The sequence below is a fragment of the SAR202 cluster bacterium genome (assembly GCA_016872285.1).
Taxonomy (GTDB): Bacteria; Chloroflexota; Dehalococcoidia; order Lucifugimonadales.
Map to the genome: position 1 here is coordinate 50,607 of VGZZ01000008.1, position 18,264 is coordinate 68,870.

An 18,264-nucleotide genomic window follows, 5' to 3' on the forward strand; every position below is an offset into this window, starting at 1 on the left:
CGTAGTCGGGAGAAGAGGGATAAAGGGTGATGAGGGCCACCCGATTAAGACCAAGGCTGTCTTTTTCTAAACGACTTAGTCGCCCCTAATACTCAGCTAACTCCTCAAACCACTCCCTCCACTTACCCTCCGACTGCGTCCCATAGCCGCTCCGAAACGCAATCACCCCCTGGTGGTCCACCGCCACCTTGGACGACTGCACCGTAATGTTATAGTCCCGCACAACGTCCCTGTGCGTCGTCGCCATAGGCCATGAATAGCCATTGGCGTCCCTGAACTCCCTAATCTTCGATTCACTTTCGCTGGGGTCCGTGTCTATCGCCAGCACTGATACCTTATCCTGGTACTGCGAGTACATCTCCTTTATGTGCCGAAACTCGGCACGGCAGTGCGGTCACCAACTAGCGAAGAAATACAGTATCAGCGGCCTACCCTCAAAGCTCGCCAGCGTCAGCCTTTCTCCATCCACCGTAATAACCTCAAAATCCGGCGCCGAATTGCCAACTTTGCTCCCCGTCGGCGGCCGCTGTGTAGGCGAAGGCGCCGTAGTAGAAGTAGGCGACGGCGTAGGAATGGGAGTCGGGGTTGGAAGTGTAGCCCCCGTTGTCGGCGTTGGGGTTGATGTTGCCGCCGGTGTCTGTGTCACGCCCGGCGTGGCGCTGCCGACAATAACCGGGCTTGGTGTAGCCGTCGCCGCCGGAGGTGGGCTGCCCGTCGCAACCGTCGGCGACGCCGTTGATGTGGCCATCGACCCGGAGGATATGACAACGGTGCCGCTATTAGCTGAAGTCGGAGTAGAGCTTGGCGTCGGCTGAGCCGTCGGGGTTTCAGTAGCCGGCTGAGTCGCGGACAGCCCCTCCGCGGAACACGCCGCCAGAACAAGCACTAGCCCTCCGATAACAATGCCTAGCCCTATCCGCCTTCGCAGGTATCCTCTAATAGTCATACTCGCGCCGCTTAACAAGAATCTTCTGTATAAAACTATAGATGAACCTTAGCCGCATAACGATACTTACAGGCCAATTAGCAGCAACTGTAAGAAAAGCTTAATAAAAACGTTCCTAAAACAGCGGCCCCCGACGAATCGGGGGCCGCTTTATCCTCATCTGTGGGTCTATAGATACGCTTCTATTTCAGCACGCCCTCCTGTTCAAAGAACCGCGCAATCCGACGAATCCCCTCTCGTATGTCCTCGTTGTTCAGGTGCGCGAAGCACAAGCGCAGGTAGTTATAAGCATCCTGCTCCGCCGAGAAGTTGGTCCCGATGCTGTAGCTCAGTCCCTGCTCCCTCGCCTTGGCCAGCAGCTTGGCGGTGTTGGTGCCCTCCGGCATCTTTACCCACAGGTACAGGCCACCCTTAGTGTCGTCGCACTCTACCCTGTTCCCCATGTACTCGCGGACGGAAGCGTAGGCCACATCCTTCTTCTTGCGGAACACACCTCGACACAACTCTATGTGTTCTTTCCCATGCTCTTGCAGGAAGTTCAGCGTCGCCAGCACCGAGAACTGGCTGGGCGTGGCCCCCAGGTGGATGCCTTTTACGTACTCGATAACCTGCGGAGGCGCCACCATGTATCCCAGCCTCATCCCGGGCGCCACAATCTTCGAGAAAGACCCGCAGTACAGCACGTTCCCTTCCTGGTCCATCGACTGGATGGCCGGAGGCGGCGGCTCGTAAAACCAGTTGTCGGCATAGCAGTCGTCCTCAAAAAGCGGCGTGCTGTGCTTCTGCGAAACCGCCAGCACCTCCTTGCGCCGCTTCAGTCCCATAGTGCGCGCCGTGGGATTCTGAAAGGTAGGAATGGCATAGATCATCTTGGCCGGCGTCTTTTTAGACTCTAGGTCAGTCAGGGCCTCGTCCAGCGCCTCCGGGATAAGCCCCTCCTTGTCCATAGAGACTCCCTTAATCTTAGCCCCGTGGCGGCGCATGATTTGCATAGTGCCGTTATATGTGAACTGCTCCGCCAGCACCGTATCCCCGGGGTTGAGAAGCAGCTCCGCGAACCGCGCCACCGCCTGGCCCGACCCCGTGGTCAAAACTATCTGCTCCGGCGACACCTTCATCCCCCGCTCTTTTGCCAGCTTATCGGCAATGTACTGGCGCATCCCCGTATGGCCTAGGTTGCTCGGGTAAAAAACGAGTTCCTTACCTTCTTTAGACAGGCCCTTTTTCAGCCCTTCCACTAGACCCTCGGTCGGAAACGTCTCCGGGTCCATGAAAGCTGTGGTGAAGTCATACCGCACCCTGCCCTGCGCCGGGCGCCCGCCCGATGGTATGGGCGGCACGTTCTTTGCTACTTTTGTGGAAAAATCAAAGGAACCCTTCGCCATAACTCCTCCTGAATATTAGCTGAAGCGGTTGCAGTATAACACCGCAAAATAAGTGCCGCTACCTCTGCCTTGTTCGACGCTCGTTCCGCCGTTGCTCGTTATATTCGCCTATGTTATACTCCCACTTTGCGCAAAGCTGGCAATAATAAGTACAAAGGCAGGGATAAAAGGCAGGTCTTATGGTCCAAACAGTAGAGCAGCGGCCGGCGGGGCCGGAACCCATCACTATGAAGGCCCTCCTGGAGTCAGGAGTCCACTTCGGCCACCAAACGCGCCGCTGGAACCCCCGGATGAAACCCTTCATATTCACTCAGCGAAACGGCATCCATATCATAGACCTGGCCAAAAGCCTCTTTTATCTCGAGGAAGCCGTAAAGTCCGTCCGCGGCATCGTCGCCAACGAAGGCGACATGCTCTTTGTCGGCACCAAGAAGCAGGCCCAGGAAGCCGTCGCCTTCGAAGCAGCCCGCGCCGAGATGCCTTATGTCAATCAGCGATGGCTCGGCGGCACCCTCACCAACTTTCCCACCATCCGCAAGCGCGTCGACTACATGATCGAACTCGAGAAGCGCAAAGAGGCCGGTTACTTCAACGCCCTCTCCAAGCGGGACGCCCTCAAGGCTGAGGAGGAGCTTCGCAAGCTTCAGAAGTACTTCACCGGCATCAAGAACATGCGGAAGCTCCCCGCCGCCATCTTCGTCATCGACATCTGCAAAGAGTCCAACGCCGTCGCCGAAGCCCGAAAGCTCGGCATCAAGCTGGTCTCCATCGTCGACTCCGACTGCGACCCCGACCTCATCGACCACTACATCCCCGGCAATGACGACGCCATCCGCTCCATCAAGCTCATCACCTCGCGAATGGCGGACGGGGCCCTGGAAGGCCTCCAGGAGCGCCGCGCCAAGGCCCAGGAGCAGGCGGCCCAGGCCGCCCCTGAGTCCCCTGCCCCTCAGGCTGAAGAGCCTGGGGAAGAGACTCAGAAGCTCATGGAAGCCCTTCCCTCCTCTAACTAAAACAATCTAAGTATCTATCAGGAGAATACCCTTGGAGGTCAGTGTAGATTTAGTTAAGTCCCTCCGCGAACGTACCGGCGCCGGCATCATGGATTGTAAAAGGGCGTTGACTCAAGCGGGGGGAAATCTGGACAAAGCTGAGGAAATCCTTAAGAATGCCGGTCTGGCCTCCGCCGCAAAAAAGGCCAGCCGCGCTACCAAAGACGGTCTCATAGAATCCTATATCCACAGCGGCAACCGCATTGGCGCCCTGGTAGAAGTAGCCTGCGAGACAGATTTCGTAGCCCGCACCTCGGAGATGAAAGCCCTCTCCCACAACCTCGCCATGCAGATCGCCGCCATGTCTCCAAAGTACATCTCCCAGGAAGACATGGACCCCTCGGAAACCCGCCCCGCTGATGAGGTTTGTCTCCTCCGCCAGACCTTTATTAAAGACCCCAGCAAGCGCGTCCAGGAAATCATCCAGGAGACCATTGCCAAGACTGGGGAGAACATTCGGGTTACCCGCTTCACCAGATTTGCCCTGGGGGAGTAACTCCCCGTGACCAAGTCAATCTATCGCAGGGCGCTACTGAAGCTCAGCGGCGAATCCCTTAAGGGCAACGCCTCCTTCGGCATTGACCCCACCGCCTCCAAGTACCTGGCCGGTCAAATCAAAGAAGCCTCCCACATGGGACTGGAGTTGGCCGTGGTGGTAGGCGGCGGCAACATCTGGCGCGGCATGGACGCCGCCAAGCAAGGCATGGACCGCGCCACCGCCGACTACGCTGGTATGTTAGCCACCGTTATCAACGCCCTTGCTCTGCAGGACGCCCTGGAGCGGCAGGAGGTCATGACGCGCATCCAGTCCGCCCTCCAGATGCAAGCCGTCGCTGAACCCTACATACGCCGCCGCGCCATTCGGCACCTGGAAAAAGGCCGGGTGGTGGTCTTCGCCGCCGGCACCGGCAATCCCTACATGACCACCGACACCGCCGCCGCCCTCCGCGCCATCGAAATCGGCGCCGACGTCTTGCTCATGGCCAAGAACAACGTGGACGGCGTCTATGACTCCGACCCCCACAAAAACTCCCACGCCAAGCGCTTCGACAAGCTGGAGTACCTCGACGCCCTGAACCGCCGCCTGGAAGTGATGGACAGCACCGCCCTATCCTTGTGCATGGACAACCGCCTCCCTATAGTAGTATTTGACATCTTTCACGCCGGGACCCTGACTAGAATCCTCCAGGGGCAGGCGGTTGGGACCACTATAGCTGAGAGGGTATAAACTATGACTCCTAAAGGCTCTGAAGACGGCTTAACACTCGACCAGGTCCTTCAAGACGCCAACCGCCGCATGGCCCAGGCTGTGGAACACCTTAAACGAGAGCTTAACTCGGTCAGAACAGGCAGGGCCACTCCGTCCCTGGTGGAAAGCGTGCTGGTGGACTACTACGGCGCGCCCACGCCCATGAACCAGCTCTCTACCATCACCGCCCCTGAAGCCCAGCTTCTCGTAATTCAACCCTGGGACAGGCAGGCTATCAAGGACATCGAAAAAGCGATTCAGAAGTCCTCTTTAGGCCTCAACCCCTCCAACGACGGTGTCATAGTCCGCGTCCCCATTCCTCCCTTGAGCCAGGAACGGCGCCAGGACCTGGTGAAATCTTTGGGCCGCACCGTCGAAGAAAGCCGCGTCGCCGTCCGGAATGTCCGCCGCGACGCCGTCGATAAGGTCCGCGGCATGGAGCGCGGCAAGCAGGCTTCCCAGGACGAAAGCAAACGCTCCCAGGACCAACTCCAAAAAATGACGGATAATCACATCGCCTCCATAGAGCAAGTCTGGAACGCCAAGACCGCCGATCTTATGCGGGTTTAGGCCGCTGTACCTCATCGCCTTTCACAAGTCTGGCTGGCTAAAAGCATTTACTTGACCCCAAAGCGCCCATCGGAAGAACAATCCCTCAGCATCCCGCGCCACGTCGCCATCATCATGGATGGCAACGGGCGCTGGGCCACCCAGCGCGGCCTCCCCCGCCTCAGCGGCCACCGCGCCGGCGTCGAGCGCACCCGCACCATCCTCCAATGCCTTGGCGAGCACGGCGTCCAGTACGTCACCCTCTACGCCTTCTCCACAGAGAACTGGTCACGGCCAAGCGAAGAGGTCTCGGGCATACTGGAAATCCTCGGCGAAGTCATCGAAGTCGAGAGCCAGGCCCTGCACGAAAAAGGCGTGCGCATCGTCCATCTTGGCCGGACTGACCGTCTTCCCGGCCACCTCAAGAAGTCCGTCGAGCGCTCCCAGGAACTCACCAAAAACAACCATCGCATGACTCTATGCGTAGCCTTCGACTACGGTGGCCGCAGCGAAATCCTGGAGGCGGTCAAAGCCATCCTCAAAAATGGCATCTCTCTCAATGATCTTGACGAGGCTGCTTTCAGCAAGTATCTCTACACCGCCGGCATCCCGGACCCGGACCTCATCATCCGCACCGGCGGCGAGCAGCGCTTGAGCAACTTCCTCCTCTGGCAGTCCGCCTACAGCGAGTTCTTCTCCACCCCCACCAACTGGCCCGACCTTGGCCCAGACGATATAAAAAAGGCCATTTACGTCTACAGCAGCCGTCAGAGGCGCTTTGGAGCCGTGAAACCTGGGTGCTAAGAGGTGAAGCCCCGGATCATCGTCGGGGTCATAGGCGCACCCCTGCTTTTCGCGATTGTCTGGGCCGGTTCTCCTTTTCTTCCTATCCTGGTCGGTCTTGCGTCCCTCTGGTCACTCTGGGAGTTCCACCGCCTCGCCCGAGATGCCGGTGCCCGCGTCTCCCTGCCCCTGGGCGTCATCCTTACCATCCTCTTTATCATCAACGGCCAGCTTACCGCAGACGAAAGCAATTTCGCCATCGAGCTGATCATTGTCACTTTAGCCATGTCCCTCTCTTGGGCCCTCTGGCTTCAACTTAAAGGTAACGCAGGCTTCGCTAAAAACCTCCTCCTGACCGCCCTCGGCCCCCTCTACGTCGGCCTCCTCCTCTCCCACAGCCTCATGCTTCGAGAGGCCGGCAACGCCCTCTATGACGGCCGCGACTGGCTCCTCTACGCTATCTTCGTGACCTTCGCCACCGACACTGCCGCCTATTTCACCGGCAAGGCCATCGGACGCCACAAGATGGCCCCCTCCATAAGCCCCAACAAGACTTGGGAAGGCGCCGTTGGCGGGATGCTCGGCGCTCTCGGCGCATCCTTTGGCCTGGCCGCCATCCTAGACTTAAACATCTCGTTGGGCTGGCAAGCCGTCGTCGGGGCTATGCTCGGCCTCGGCGCACAAATCGGTGACCTGGCCGAGTCCTGGTTTAAACGACGCGCCAAAGCCAAAGACGCCAGCCACATCCTCCCCGGCCACGGCGGCCTCCTTGACCGTCTAGACTCGCTGCTCGTCACAATTCCTATCACGTACTACCTCCCAGCCCTTATAATCTATTAGTGACCTGAATCCCTGCCCTTAACAATTTCCATGCCTTTTATTCGTAATATGACTCAAACAATCTGGAGGGTGACTATTGCCCGGCGCTAGAAAGGGTCTTGTAGTCCTCGGCTCCACAGGCTCCATTGGGCGGCAGACCCTAGACACTGTCCGCGCCTTCCCGGACCACTTTCAGGTGGCCGGCCTTGCCGCCGGCAACAACGTCGACCTCCTCCAGCAGCAAATCGCCGAATTCAAGCCGTCAATGGTCTATTGCGCCAGGTCCCAGGACGCCAGGTCCATCGCCCAGGGCGCCAAGATTACCCCTATGGAGGAGATGGTCCGCAATCCAGGCGTAGATATAGTCATGGCCGGCACTGTGGGCAGGGCTGGCCTCCTCCCCACCATCAGCGCCCTCCAGGCTGGGCGGACCGTCTGCCTCGCCAACAAAGAGGTCATCATCATGGCCGGCGAGATGGTGACTAAGCTATCACGAAAGGGCGGCGCACTACTGCCCGTGGACAGCGAGCCCAGCGCCATCTGGCAATGCCTCCAGGGCGAAGACCAGCCCATCCGGCGCCTCATCATCACCGCCTCCGGCGGCCCCTTCCGCAAGACCCCCCTGGCCGATCTCGAGAAGGTTTCACCTGAGCAGGCCCTCAAGCACCCCACCTGGAAGATGGGTAAGCGCATCACCATCGACTCCTCTACCCTCATGAACAAAGGCTTCGAGGTCATAGAGGCCCGGTGGCTCTTCAACGTGGACTGGCCCCAAATCGAGGTCGTAGTCCACCCCCAAAGCCTGGTTCACTCGATGGTCGAGTTCGCCGATGGTTCCGTGAAGGCCCAGGTCGGCCCCCCCGATATGCGGCTCCCTATCCAGTACGCCATGCTCTACCCTGAGCGCCGACCCAATGAGTCTCTGCCCAGATTTGATATCACTGTGCCTACCAGCATGACTTTCGAGCCTCTGGACCCCGCCAGGTATCCCTGCTTCACCCTGGCGCTGGAAGCTGGCAAGAAGGGCGGCACCTATCCCGCCGTCCTCAGCGCCGCCGACGAGGTGGCCGTACAACTCTACCTTGATAATCGCATTCGTTTCACTGACATACCTAAAGTTGTCGAGCGAACTCTAGAAGCCCACACTCCCTCCCCAGCCGACGACCTGGAAGCCATCCTTGGCGCCGATGACTGGGCCAGGGCGCGGGCTCGAGAAACCGCCGGGGTTAAATCATGATCTTTATCCTTCAACTTCTTGCTCTGATAGTTATCCTGGTAGTCATCCACGAGCTAGGCCACTTTGTCACCGCCAAGCTCTTTGGCATCAAAGTCAACGAGTTCGGCGTCGGCTTCCCCCCCAAGCTCTGGGGCGTTAAAAAGGGCGAGACTGAATACACCATCAACGCGGTGCCCCTCGGCGGCTTCGTGAAGCTGGAAGGCGAGAACGACCCATCTCACCCCAGAAGCCTGGCCGCCAAGCCCCCCTGGCAGCGGGCCATTGTCCTGGCCTCCGGCTCCTTCATGAACGCCGTCCTGGCCATCGCCATCTTCGCCGGCCTGTACATGGTCCCCCGCGACGTGCAGATAGGCGACGTCTTCGTGGATCAGGTGACTCCTAACTCTCCCGCCGCCGCCGCGGGCCTTATGGCCGGTGACCAGGTCCTTTTCGCTGACGGAAAGGACATCGAAAGCGTCAGCCACCTCGGCGCCATCATCTCCCGCAATCTCGGCGAGGACATGGACGTAACCGTGCAGCGGGGTGGTCAGACCTTAGAGACCACAGTATCTCCTCGATGGGACCCGCCAGAAGGAGAAGGCCCCACGGGCGTTGTCCTTCGACTCGAAAACGCCACCATAGTCGAGCGTTCCGACCCTTTCTGGGAAGCTATCCCCAAGGGCTTCAAGGAGGTGGGCACCGTCCTGTCGGTTACCTGGAACGCCCTGACTAGCTGGGTTGGCGGCGATGCCCCTGTCCCATTCTCCGGCCCTGTAGGCATCGTTCGCGGCACCCAGGAGGTGGTTGATGAAGGCGGCGCGCTGGTGCTTATCCCCCTGGCCGCCCTCCTCAGCGTCAGCCTCGCCATCTTTAACATCCTCCCCATACCCGCCCTCGATGGCGGCCGCCTCCTCTTCGTCATCATTGAGTTCGTTCGTGGCGGCAAACGTATCCCGCCGGAAAAAGAAGGTCTCGTCCACATGATAGGTTTCGCCCTTTTAATCGCCATGGTGCTGGTGATAAGCTACAACGACATCACCAAAATCATCCGCGGAGAAAGCTTCATTAGATAGAACCATTCCATTTCTTTCGACTTCACTGGGCCCTAGGTGTCTCCTCTCATCAGGTTCCCCTTCTTCTCCTATTGCAAAGGAGAAGAAGGGGTTAGGGGATGATGAGGTGATCCTACATTTCCTTCCCCTTCCAGCAGGAAGGGGATAAAAGGGATGGTATTCCGATTACAAACGACACTTTTTATACGATGCCAAGATATCCCATTGGTATAATGTTCACGCCCCCCCAAGGACAAAATGAATGACTAAACGCAGAGTCACCAAGGCCATCTACGTCGGCAATGTCAAAATCGGCGGCGACGCCCCCATCGCCGTCCAGTCCATGACCAAGACCGACACCCGCAACGTGGCCGCCACCGTCAGCCAGATTAAAGGCCTGGAAGAGGTGGGCTGCGACATCATTCGATGCGCCGTGCCGGACATGGAAGCGGCCAAGGCCCTGGCCGAAATCAAGAAGCAGATTAAAATACCCCTCGTCGCCGATATCCATTTCCACTACCAGCTCGCATTAGAAGCCCTTCGAAGCGGCGTGGACGCCCTCCGCCTCAACCCCGGCAACATTCGAGACCCCGAGCGAGTTAAAGAGGTGGTCCGAGCCGCCAAAGAACGCCAGGTCCCCATACGCATCGGTGTCAACTTCGGCAGCCTGCCCCCCGTCGGCGGCATCGGCAAGTCCCGAGGCTTCTCCCGCGTCATGGACATGGTCAACCAGCTCCCCAAGGCTGGCGAGGCCGTCGAAGGCGACTACACCGCCGTCGACCACATGGTCGCCACCGGCCTCTGGGAAATCGGCCTCCTTGAGTCCCTGGACTTCGATCTTATCAAGATATCCCTCAAAGCCTTCGACGTCCCCACCACCATCCAGGCTTACCAGCGCCTGGCTGCCATGGTCCCCTACCCGCTTCACCTCGGCATCACCGAGGCCGGCACCGTCAAGTCCGGCTCCATCCGCAGCGCCATCGGTCTCGGCTATCTCCTCTACCAAGGCATCGGCGATACCATCCGCGTCTCACTCAGCGGCGACTCGCGAGAGGAGGTCACCGCCGGCTACGAGATTCTGAAGTCCCTCAACCTCCGCCAGAAAGGCGCCACCCTGGTGGCCTGCCCTAGCTGCGGCCGCGCCGACGTGGACGTTATCAAGCTATCCAACACCGTCGACGAGATGCTCAAAAAAGTGAACAAGAACATCAAAGTGGCCGTCATGGGCTGCGAAGTCAACGGCCCCGGCGAAGCCAAGGACGCCGACATAGGCATCGCCGCCGGCGCGGGCCGCGCCATCATCTTCCGCAAGGGGCAAAAGGTGAAAGTCGTGCCCGCTGCTGAAATGCTGACCGCACTCATGGAAGAGGTGGAGAAAGCCCCCGCCTAGCCATGCCCACCCTCTGGCCCCCCCGCGCCACCTTCGAAAACGTCCGACCTGGCGACACCTTCCCCATCCTCATAAAATTCGTCCCGCCGTCCCTCTCCCAGGCATCCGACAGCCTCAACCCCCAATCCCTCATCGCCGTCTACGTGTCCGAGCTATTGCAAAAAGGCCTCCCTTCCCAAAAAGTGAAAGCATCCCTCGCTGCTGAGGTACAGCTAATCGGCCAGTTCACGACCCAGGATATTCTCACGCTGACCGGCACCATCACGGCCAAAGACCCGCAGCAAAAATCCGTGGCTTATACCATTGAAGTCGCCACTCAGGAAAACCAAATCGTCGCCCGCGCCCAGGGACAGGTGACCTTCTAAGTCCAACCCCATTTTGATATAAACGTTATTCAGAAGGACTTAGGCTATATCTCATCCGTGATGCGGAGGAGGCGCTTTAAGACCTCTTTCCCGTCTGGTTCTCCCCCTTCGGCCTGGAAGGCGAAGGGGGAGTTAGAGGGGGTTGTGGTTTCTGTTTCTCTTTCCCTCTTCTCCCGTAGTCGGGAGAAGAGGGATAAAGGGTGATGAGGGTCTCCGAACCGAAACCAAGGCCCGCTTTTTAGTGCCAGAAGCGTGAGAACCCCCTAATTCCTCCCCAGCACCATATGAAACTCCAGCAGCCCCATCTCCCGCCCTCGCCGAATGGACTCCACGGCATACTCAACGCACATCCGCCCAAAACCCGGGTACTTCAGCACCGCCGACCCCACATAAATCTTAGGCCTGAGGCCCGCCAGGTTTATCTCCATCCTCTCCTGGTCCGACTCGTCCATGACCAGGTCCACCGCCCTTCCGGCCATCTTCTCAATCTTGCGATGCATCTTATCGAGAAACTCGTTATCGTTCATACCCTGAAATCGCTTCGTAAGTTATAAGATGAGAATTCCCGTCCGCCCGCTACTAACTGTAGCGCAAAAGCAGGTCGGCCAGCTCCCGCGGCTTATGCAGCATCGCCGCGTGACACGCTTCCAGCCGGTCGATCTCCACATATCCTAGCCCATGGGCCATGCGACGCTGCTCTTTGGGAGATATTAGCTTGTCCTGCTCAAGGACTATATAAGTTACCGGGAACTTTAACTCCAGCCCCTTTAAAGAAACCCGGCTTTTCAACAGTCGAGTGGGAAGGGCCTGAAATCGCCCCACCACCTTGACGCTCTCCTCGTACGACATCCCGCTGCACCAGACATTATGTATCAGGAACTTAGGCATCTTTACACCGCGACCGCCACCCAGCAAAGACTGAAGCATAAACGGCATCCGCACCAGCGGCGGTAAGACGCTCGCCGCCGACCTCCCCTCCTTGGGCAGCACCCCGCCCACCAGCACCACTCGCCTTGGCGTCGACTCCAACGCCGATGCCGCCTTCAGCACCACCGGCGCCGCCACGCCATGCCCCACCAGCACCGGCTTTTGCAGCCCGTTATCCTTGACCAGCTTCACCAGCGCGTCCACACATTGCTGCAGGTTCATATCTGGACGCGCCTGGTTCTCCGCCACCCCAGCCGCGTTAACCGTAATCGCCTGCTCCACCGGCTCCCGAAGGTACAATCGAGGCGGGCTTATCGGCGGGGCCTTCATATAGCCCCATACCGGGCCCCAGGCCCAGCCGCCCAGCCCCGCGCCGGATACTAGAAGATAATCGCCCATTAATCCTGCACCAGGCTTCTCTAAAATTGCCACACGAGATGATAACACGCCTTTTTTGTTAAGCACAGCGACTTACCCGTTCGCCTAAAATTAGACCGCCGGCCCACCCCTACGAAAAGGCCGCCCGCGCCGCCGTCAGCATCTCTCTCTCCTCCCCGGCCAGCACCGTCCGCGGGTCCAGCAGCACCATCCCATCCTCAATACGCCCCACCACCGGCGGGCGATGCCGCCGCAGCCGCGCCGCTACTCCGTCCGCCCCACCCTCAACCCCCTGACAGTCCAGCGCCACCGCCCACGACCGCAGCGTCTCCCCCGGCAGACTCCCTCCCCCAATTGCCGACACCGAGGGCACAACCTGTGCCCTCTCTCCCAACGTCCGCTTCCACCGTATAGCTCTGCGCTTTAACTCCGCCTCCGATGCAGCAATCATCGCCCACACCGGCACCTTGGATATAGCCTCTCCCTTGAGATAATGCAGCAGCGTCGCCGTAAGACCCGCCAGGCTCATCTTATCGATGCGTATAGCCCGAGCCAGCGGGTGACTCGACAGCCTGTCCACCATCTCCTTCCGCCCCACAATTATCCCCGCCTGCGGCCCTCCCAGCAGCTTATCCCCCGAGAAAAATACCAGGTCGGCGCCGTCGCGGACGCTGTCCTGAGGCCGAGGCTCGTACGCCAGACCGTAAGGCCGCGTGTCCAGCAAACAGCCGCTCCCGATGTCATGCAGCGCCGGAATCCCACGCCTCTTGCCCAGCGCCACCAGCTCCGCCGTCTCCGGCGCGTGCGTGAACCCTACCACTCGAAAGTTGCTGGCATGGACTTTCAACAACGCCGCCGTGTTCTCGGAAATCGCCGATTCATAATCGGCCACATACGTGCGGTTGGTCGTCCCCACCTCCACCAGCTTGGCACCGCTCTGCGCCAGCACCGACGGCACCCTGAACCCGCCTCCAATCTCCACTGCCTCTCCCCTGGAAACTATCACCTCCCTGCCCTGCGCTACCGCTGTCAGCCCCAGCAGCACCGCCGACGCGTTATTGTTCACCACCAGGCAAGCCTCAGCGCCAGTAAGCTGCTGCAAGATGGGTTGCAAATGCGCCTGCCGCGATCCCCTTCGTCCATCACCCAAATCCAACTCCAGGTTGCTATACCCCTGCGCCGCCTCCATCATCGCCTCAATGGCCTCTCGACTCAGAGGCGCCCTGCCCAGGTTGGTGTGTATGATGACGCCCGTCGCATTAATCGCCCTCCGTGGCTGCACCTCGCTCAATCGCCGCGCCCTCTCCGCCACCAGCGTCCCAATCTCCTCTGCTGACGGCGCTTCATGTCCGTTGCGCACGCCATCCCTGCTTTCGCCAATGCAAGCGCGCGCCAGGTCGGTAAGCCACTGGCGTTCGTAAGAGGCCAGCAGACCCTTTACCGGCCCACTGTTCAGGACTTTCTCGACGCTTGGAAGGTTTCTCAATGACATAGACATTTGGTGCCTAATTCTACCATGAACAGTCCCTCCGAAAGGACTACAGAAGCGCAGGTGGCGTCCCGGGGATAACTTTGATATAGTCGGGCAAAATCCCGGGGAGGCGGAATATGCAGTACAACGTAGTGTCGGGAGACTCCCACCTGGACCTCACATGGCTGCCAGGCAATCTTTTTAAAGACAACGCGCCGTCGCATCTCAAAGAGAAGGTCCCCCATGTCGTCGAGACCGAGAAGGGCGCGCGATGGGTCGCCGAAGGCAAAGAGCTGGGCGTGTACGGCGGCCTCGGCTTCGGCTTCTCCGCCCCGCGCAAGAATATGCGATATCGCGTCGACCGCATGTACGACGCCGGCTACTACGAAGGCGGCCCCCACCCCATCAACCAGGACCTACGCCTCAAGGACATGGCCACCGACGGCGTCGACGCCGAAATCCTCTACGGCATGACCACCGCGGGCATGCGCATCAAAGACCAGGAGACCCTCACCGCCACCTTCCGCATCTACAACGAGTGGGTCAACGATTTCTGCCGCAGCCGCCCCGGCCGATGGTACGCCCTCGCCTGCATTCCCATCCACGACCCCCAGGCCGCCGCCGATGAGCTGCGACGCGCCTCTAAGCTCGGCTGGCTTCGCGGCGCCGACCTCTACGTCACCGGCACCATCCAGCCCATCTACCTACGCGACGGCTTCTGGGACCCCCTCTGGAAAGCCGCCGCCGAATGCCACATGCCCATCTCCTTCCACATCGGCGCGGGCGGCATCCAGGTTCCCCTGCCTCCCGGCGCCGCCGACCGCACCAAGGTCTTTACCGGCGACAACCCCTCCCAAAACGACCTGGCCTTCCGAGGCTCAGCCCTGCCCTTGGGCCAGCTCTCCGGATCCGAATGGCTCACCAGCATCATCATGAGCGGCGCCTGCGACCGCTACCCTGACTTCCGGTTCGTCCTCGGCGAATGCGGCGCGGGCTGGATACCTTTCATCATCCACCGCATGGACCTGAAGTTCCGTGACCAGTACCTGGACCGCGACTTCAGTCCTGCCCTCGAACTCAAGCCCAGCGAGTACTGGTACCGACAGGGCGCCACCACCTTCCAGGAAGACCCCTGCGTCGACACCATGTCTAAGGAGATCGGCGAGGACAACCTCATGTGGGGCTCCGACTATCCCCACCCCGACGGCGTCTGGCCCGACTCCAAGGAAATCATCAAAGAGACCATGGGCCGCCTCAAGCCTAAAGTGCTAAAAAAGGTCATCTGCGAAAACGCCGTCCGACACTACAGGATGGGCGAGTAAGCCAGCCTAAAAGAGCGCTGAATTCATCACGCCTGACACGCCACAGTCTCGACTCAGCCCGGCTGTGGCGTGTTCCTTTATCGCGATAACTAGCGAAAGGAGTGACAATATGTCCATCCATGTGGTTCTCTCCCCCTAAACGCTTGATGCACATTAAAGGAGAACTTCTTTTTCTTCTATGAGAGACTTGCTTATCATAAACCACGAGCCTTTTGAACAGGCGGGGTTCTGGGTCTCTATATGGTTCTCCCCCTTCGGCCTGAAAGGCGAAGGGGGGGCTTAGAGGGGGTTATGGTGTCTTTTTTAGCTTCCCCTTCTTCCTGCGGGAAGAAGGGGTCAGGGGATGAAGGTATCCGGTTTATGACAAGGTATCCGGTTTATGACCAGGAATGTAATTTGCATGAAGCCCCTTGTGTGGAGCATTAGAGAGGGGTAGGGTAGGGCCGGATTCCTGTTCGCTACCCCTAACCAAGCGAATGCAAACAATAAGGAGCCGAAATATGTACCTCGAAAGAATCATTGTCCGCGTAAAGTACGGCGCCAACGCCCAGATGGCCGAAGTCCTCAAGCGCCTCAACGAAGACTCCATCCGTCACAGCGTCCCCAAGGCCCGCCTCCTCCAGAGTACCTCCGGCCGCCAGGGCACCTTCGTCATCGAGCGCGAGTACGACAGCTACGACCAGTACGCCGCCGCCCGCAAGCAGCAGACCACCTCCAAGGAGTTCCGCACCTGGTACCAGGACTTCCACATCCTGGTCGACGAGGCTTCCAACGAGTATTTTAACATCCTCGCCTAATTGGCCCTTTGACACCCTCCCGCCGCCATCCTAAAATCGCCCCAAGGCTGGTACAGGGAGGCGTCCATGAGCAGGTGGCCTAAAGTCGTCTTCACCGAAGAAGGCATGCGCGAAGGCATGCAGATCGAGGACGCCAATATCTCCATCGACGACAAGGCCCGCCTCCTCGACGCCCTCTCCGATACCGGCATCCAGCGCATCGTCGTCGGCTCCTTCGTCAGCCCCAAGTGGACCCCCCAGATGGCCCGCATCGACGACCTGGTCCAGAAGTTCCACCCCAAGCCCGGCGTCACCTACTTCGCCCTTGCCCTTAACCAGCGCGGCGTCGATCGCGCCAAGCAGTACTCTCCGCCCCTGACCATCGAAAACGATCCCTTCCCGCGACTTCACTGCCACATGTGCGACGTCTTTGTCCGCCGTAACACCAACCGCAGCCAGATGGACGAGGTCGAGCAGTGGCCTAAAATCGTCGCCCACGCCCAGGAGCGCGGCGCTAAGGCCGCCGGCATCGGCGCCAACGCATCGTGGGGTTCTAACTTCCTGGGCGAGTTCCCGGTGGATGCCCTTATGGCTATGCTGGAGCGCCAGCACACTATGTGGGACGAGGCTGGCATCCAGGTCAAGTCCTGCAGCCTCGGCGACCCCATGAGCTGGTGCATGCCCCACAAAGTCGAGGAGTCGCTGTATCGAATCAAGGAGAAGTGGCCTGAAATCGACCACTTCAAGCTCCATTTCCACAACGCCCGCAACATGGCCCTCGCCTCCGTCTACGCCGCCCTCCGCACCCTCGGCCCCGGCGACACCGTCGAGCTGGACGGCAGCATCGGCGGCATCGGCGGCTGCCCCTACTGCGGCAACGGCCGCGCCACCGGCCAGGCCCCCTCCGAAGACCTCCTACATATGCTCGATGATATGGGCGTGCCCACTGGCGTGAATATCGACAAGCTCATCGACTGCGTCTGGATGGCCGAGGACATCATGGGCAAACGCCTCTATGGCCGCGTCTCCAAAGCCGGCCCCCGGCCCAAACGCGGCCAGCTTTACGACATCAACATGCCCATGATCGAGACCATGGACCAGGCCAAACATTTCAAGCTTGGCCCCAAAGTCTATGAAGGCGGCCTCTACCCCTACGACAAGCCCATCACCAGCCCCTACCGCGAGCGCGTGGAAAAAGGCCTCCCCGCCTATGACAAAGCCGACGGCAAGTGGCCCTGGAAACAGAAGTGGCTGGAAGAGTAGCCAACAGTTAATACTCAACCGGTTCCGTCGAGTCACTCCGCCTTTGAACGTCTGAGGCTAGTCGAGGGTTGAGGCCAACGAGCAAGAAGTGTTCATGTCATCCTGAGCGAAGTCTCCCCAACCTTAGCTCACATTCAATCGGGGAGGCTCGTCCGCCGTGGCGGATCGGCCCGTACTCGGACGCAGTCGAGGGATCTAATCGCCGTGACCGTCCCCATGTCCTTTTCATCACTACCAGAGACGGCGTCCCGATGCGGTCGGGAAAGGGGCTGCAAGCTCGCCGTGGCGAGATAAAGGGGATGGTATCCCGCTTTAAGAACAACGCTGGCCTTTGATATGAAAGAGTTGTCTAGACCCAACACCCTAATACTCCGCCCAGTGCTTGAACCCCGGGTTCACGTGCACGTGTCGGAACGCCTCCGCAAACGGAATCCCCCTCTCCTTCCCCAACTCCGCCGCTCGATTTTTAATCCGCTCCGGCAGCTTCTCCGGCTCCCGCATCTGGCTCACATGCTTCGCTAGCGACGCCGCCTTCAAGTCCACCGTCTCGCTGATATCAAAATACGTGTCCAGCCGCTCGCTGCCCCACAAATACATTTCATGGACTCGATGGGGCTGCAAGCCCTCTTTCTTAATCTGCTCCGGAAAATAGTGCGGACTCCACGAGTACGTAAACACTGCGTCCAGCCCCACCAGCCCGCTCACCCGATGGTCCCGATGCGTATGGCTCGTCGAGCGGAATGGGTCGATGCAGAAGACCACCTCCGGCTTGTGCCGGCGGATCTCCCTCGTCACCTGCCGCATCAACTCCAGCGAGTCCTCCAGATCCCCGTCCCCGTGTCGCAGGAACACTACCTCCTGCACCCCCAGCACCGCCGCCGCCGCCCGCTGCTCCTCCTCCCTAATCTTCGCCAGCCTTGGCGATGTCATGGACTTGTCGCTGGTGCCTTTATCGCCGTTGGTGCAGAGGACAAACACCGCCTTCGTGCCCTGCTTAGTCCACCGGGCCACGGTGCCGCCGGCGCCCCCTTCCCCGTCATCCTCATGGGGAATGACCAGCAATACGCTCTTGGGGATAGACTCCATTCTTGGTAATCCTTTTGATATGTTGAAATCCGCCCTTGATGATACGAAAAGGCGTCATAGGCATCAAGCATAAGCATTCTGACCTTTGCTTTTTGTGACATCTGCCGACGTGTGACCTCATAAACAATGGTTACCGAAAGATTTTTGTTGCCTCAGAATTACGGTTACCTTTCCCCGACCATGATAAGGGACTACCTGGCCTAGCTGCGAGCTTTAGAAGCTTCTCGGTCTCTTG

20 protein-coding genes are annotated in these 18,264 nt (G+C 59.4%); 13 read left to right on the forward strand and 7 right to left on the reverse strand.

What is annotated here, in order from left to right; translation table 11 throughout:
• Positions 1-85 precede the first annotated feature (85 nt).
• The 3 genes from FJ320_04010 to FJ320_04020 form a co-directional block, all read right to left on the reverse strand.
• Positions 86-358, reverse strand: a complete 273-nt coding sequence (locus FJ320_04010) for a hypothetical protein (protein MBM3925139.1) — start codon at positions 356-358, stop codon at positions 86-88.
• 36 nt (positions 359-394) lie between these two features.
• Positions 395-946 (reverse strand): redoxin domain-containing protein, encoded by a 552-nt coding sequence (locus FJ320_04015; GenBank protein MBM3925140.1) that lies wholly within the window; start codon positions 944-946, stop codon positions 395-397.
• 182 nt (positions 947-1,128) lie between these two features.
• The gene (locus tag FJ320_04020) at positions 1,129-2,331 is read right to left on the reverse strand and encodes a PLP-dependent aminotransferase family protein (GenBank protein MBM3925141.1); all 1,203 of its coding nucleotides are present in this window, start codon (positions 2,329-2,331) and stop codon (positions 1,129-1,131) included.
• A gap of 179 nt (positions 2,332-2,510) precedes the next feature.
• Here FJ320_04020 and rpsB point away from each other — a divergent pair, with 179 nt between their 5' ends.
• The 10 genes from rpsB to FJ320_04070 all read left to right on the forward strand — a co-directional run bounded on the left by rpsB (position 2,511) and on the right by FJ320_04070 (position 10,806).
• Positions 2,511-3,344 (forward strand): 30S ribosomal protein S2, encoded by an 834-nt coding sequence (gene rpsB, locus FJ320_04025; GenBank protein ID MBM3925142.1) that lies wholly within the window; start codon positions 2,511-2,513, stop codon positions 3,342-3,344.
• A gap of 31 nt (positions 3,345-3,375) precedes the next feature.
• The gene (locus FJ320_04030) at positions 3,376-3,879 is read left to right on the forward strand and encodes an elongation factor Ts (protein ID MBM3925143.1); all 504 of its coding nucleotides are present in this window, start codon (positions 3,376-3,378) and stop codon (positions 3,877-3,879) included.
• A 6-nt stretch (positions 3,880-3,885) separates the two neighbouring features.
• Positions 3,886-4,611: a UMP kinase gene (locus FJ320_04035; GenBank protein ID MBM3925144.1), complete on the forward strand. Its 726-nt coding sequence runs from the start codon at positions 3,886-3,888 to the stop codon at positions 4,609-4,611.
• Positions 4,612-4,614: 3 nt separating this feature from the next.
• On the forward strand, positions 4,615-5,202 hold the full coding sequence (locus FJ320_04040; protein ID MBM3925145.1) for a ribosome recycling factor: 588 nt from the start codon (positions 4,615-4,617) through the stop codon (positions 5,200-5,202).
• Between the two features lie 90 nt (positions 5,203-5,292).
• Positions 5,293-5,985, forward strand: coding sequence for a di-trans,poly-cis-decaprenylcistransferase (gene uppS, locus FJ320_04045; GenBank protein MBM3925146.1), 693 nt, complete (start codon positions 5,293-5,295; stop codon positions 5,983-5,985).
• 3 nt (positions 5,986-5,988) lie between these two features.
• Positions 5,989-6,804, forward strand: a complete 816-nt coding sequence (locus FJ320_04050) for a phosphatidate cytidylyltransferase (protein MBM3925147.1) — start codon at positions 5,989-5,991, stop codon at positions 6,802-6,804.
• A 76-nt stretch (positions 6,805-6,880) separates the two neighbouring features.
• Positions 6,881-8,020 carry a 1-deoxy-D-xylulose-5-phosphate reductoisomerase gene (locus FJ320_04055; GenBank protein MBM3925148.1) on the forward strand — a complete coding sequence of 380 codons (1,140 nt, stop codon included), beginning with the start codon at positions 6,881-6,883 and terminating at the stop codon, positions 8,018-8,020.
• Complete coding sequence (locus FJ320_04060) at positions 8,017-9,072, forward strand: PDZ domain-containing protein (protein MBM3925149.1); 1,056 nt, start codon at positions 8,017-8,019, stop codon at positions 9,070-9,072. Before FJ320_04055 ends, FJ320_04060 begins: the two co-directional genes overlap by 4 nt.
• 241 nt (positions 9,073-9,313) lie before the next feature.
• A complete protein-coding gene (gene ispG, locus FJ320_04065; protein MBM3925150.1) occupies positions 9,314-10,441 on the forward strand; it encodes a flavodoxin-dependent (E)-4-hydroxy-3-methylbut-2-enyl-diphosphate synthase in 1,128 nt (375 codons plus the stop codon).
• A 2-nt stretch (positions 10,442-10,443) separates the two neighbouring features.
• On the forward strand, positions 10,444-10,806 hold the full coding sequence (locus FJ320_04070) for a hypothetical protein (GenBank protein MBM3925151.1): 363 nt from the start codon (positions 10,444-10,446) through the stop codon (positions 10,804-10,806).
• A 263-nt stretch (positions 10,807-11,069) separates the two neighbouring features.
• On the opposite strand, the gene FJ320_04075 is transcribed toward FJ320_04070, so the two are convergent.
• The 3 genes from FJ320_04075 to FJ320_04085 form a co-directional block, all read right to left on the reverse strand.
• Positions 11,070-11,333, reverse strand: coding sequence for a hypothetical protein (locus tag FJ320_04075; protein ID MBM3925152.1), 264 nt, complete (start codon positions 11,331-11,333; stop codon positions 11,070-11,072).
• A 52-nt stretch (positions 11,334-11,385) separates the two neighbouring features.
• Positions 11,386-12,132: an alpha/beta hydrolase gene (locus FJ320_04080; protein MBM3925153.1), complete on the reverse strand. Its 747-nt coding sequence runs from the start codon at positions 12,130-12,132 to the stop codon at positions 11,386-11,388.
• Positions 12,133-12,241: 109 nt separating this feature from the next.
• A complete protein-coding gene (locus FJ320_04085; protein MBM3925154.1) occupies positions 12,242-13,603 on the reverse strand; it encodes an L-seryl-tRNA(Sec) selenium transferase in 1,362 nt (453 codons plus the stop codon).
• Positions 13,604-13,719: 116 nt separating this feature from the next.
• Here FJ320_04085 and FJ320_04090 point away from each other — a divergent pair, with 116 nt between their 5' ends.
• The 3 genes from FJ320_04090 to FJ320_04100 all read left to right on the forward strand — a co-directional run bounded on the left by FJ320_04090 (position 13,720) and on the right by FJ320_04100 (position 16,943).
• On the forward strand, positions 13,720-14,904 hold the full coding sequence (locus FJ320_04090) for a hypothetical protein (GenBank protein ID MBM3925155.1): 1,185 nt from the start codon (positions 13,720-13,722) through the stop codon (positions 14,902-14,904).
• A 500-nt stretch (positions 14,905-15,404) separates the two neighbouring features.
• Entirely contained in the window at positions 15,405-15,701 is a 297-nt protein-coding gene (locus FJ320_04095) for a hypothetical protein (GenBank protein ID MBM3925156.1), read from the forward strand.
• A gap of 66 nt (positions 15,702-15,767) precedes the next feature.
• Positions 15,768-16,943 carry a citramalate synthase gene (locus FJ320_04100; GenBank protein ID MBM3925157.1) on the forward strand — a complete coding sequence of 392 codons (1,176 nt, stop codon included), beginning with the start codon at positions 15,768-15,770 and terminating at the stop codon, positions 16,941-16,943.
• Positions 16,944-17,306: 363 nt separating this feature from the next.
• Here FJ320_04100 and FJ320_04105 read toward each other — a convergent pair whose 3' ends face one another.
• Complete coding sequence (locus FJ320_04105; GenBank protein MBM3925158.1) at positions 17,307-18,029, reverse strand: PIG-L family deacetylase; 723 nt, start codon at positions 18,027-18,029, stop codon at positions 17,307-17,309.
• Positions 18,030-18,264 lie beyond the last annotated feature (235 nt).

Excerpts from the sequence above, each read along its gene's own strand:
- FJ320_04010 (MBM3925139.1), bottom strand. The coding sequence starts at position 358 with ATGTACTCGCAGTACCAGGATAAGGTATCAGTGCTGGCGATAGACACG.
- FJ320_04015 (MBM3925140.1), bottom strand. The coding sequence starts at position 946 with ATGACTATTAGAGGATACCTGCGAAGGCGGATAGGGCTAGGCATTGTT.
- FJ320_04020 (MBM3925141.1), bottom strand. The coding sequence starts at position 2,331 with ATGGCGAAGGGTTCCTTTGATTTTTCCACAAAAGTAGCAAAGAACGTG.
- rpsB (MBM3925142.1), top strand. The coding sequence starts at position 2,511 with ATGGTCCAAACAGTAGAGCAGCGGCCGGCGGGGCCGGAACCCATCACT.
- FJ320_04040 (MBM3925145.1), top strand. The coding sequence starts at position 4,615 with ATGACTCCTAAAGGCTCTGAAGACGGCTTAACACTCGACCAGGTCCTT.
- FJ320_04060 (MBM3925149.1), top strand. The coding sequence starts at position 8,017 with ATGATCTTTATCCTTCAACTTCTTGCTCTGATAGTTATCCTGGTAGTC.
- ispG (MBM3925150.1), top strand. The coding sequence starts at position 9,314 with ATGACTAAACGCAGAGTCACCAAGGCCATCTACGTCGGCAATGTCAAA.
- FJ320_04070 (MBM3925151.1), top strand. The coding sequence starts at position 10,444 with ATGCCCACCCTCTGGCCCCCCCGCGCCACCTTCGAAAACGTCCGACCT.
- FJ320_04075 (MBM3925152.1), bottom strand. The coding sequence starts at position 11,333 with ATGAACGATAACGAGTTTCTCGATAAGATGCATCGCAAGATTGAGAAG.
- FJ320_04080 (MBM3925153.1), bottom strand. The coding sequence starts at position 12,132 with ATGGGCGATTATCTTCTAGTATCCGGCGCGGGGCTGGGCGGCTGGGCC.
- FJ320_04085 (MBM3925154.1), bottom strand. The coding sequence starts at position 13,603 with ATGTCATTGAGAAACCTTCCAAGCGTCGAGAAAGTCCTGAACAGTGGG.
- FJ320_04090 (MBM3925155.1), top strand. The coding sequence starts at position 13,720 with ATGCAGTACAACGTAGTGTCGGGAGACTCCCACCTGGACCTCACATGG.
- FJ320_04095 (MBM3925156.1), top strand. The coding sequence starts at position 15,405 with ATGTACCTCGAAAGAATCATTGTCCGCGTAAAGTACGGCGCCAACGCC.
- FJ320_04100 (MBM3925157.1), top strand. The coding sequence starts at position 15,768 with ATGAGCAGGTGGCCTAAAGTCGTCTTCACCGAAGAAGGCATGCGCGAA.
- FJ320_04105 (MBM3925158.1), bottom strand. The coding sequence starts at position 18,029 with ATGGAGTCTATCCCCAAGAGCGTATTGCTGGTCATTCCCCATGAGGAT.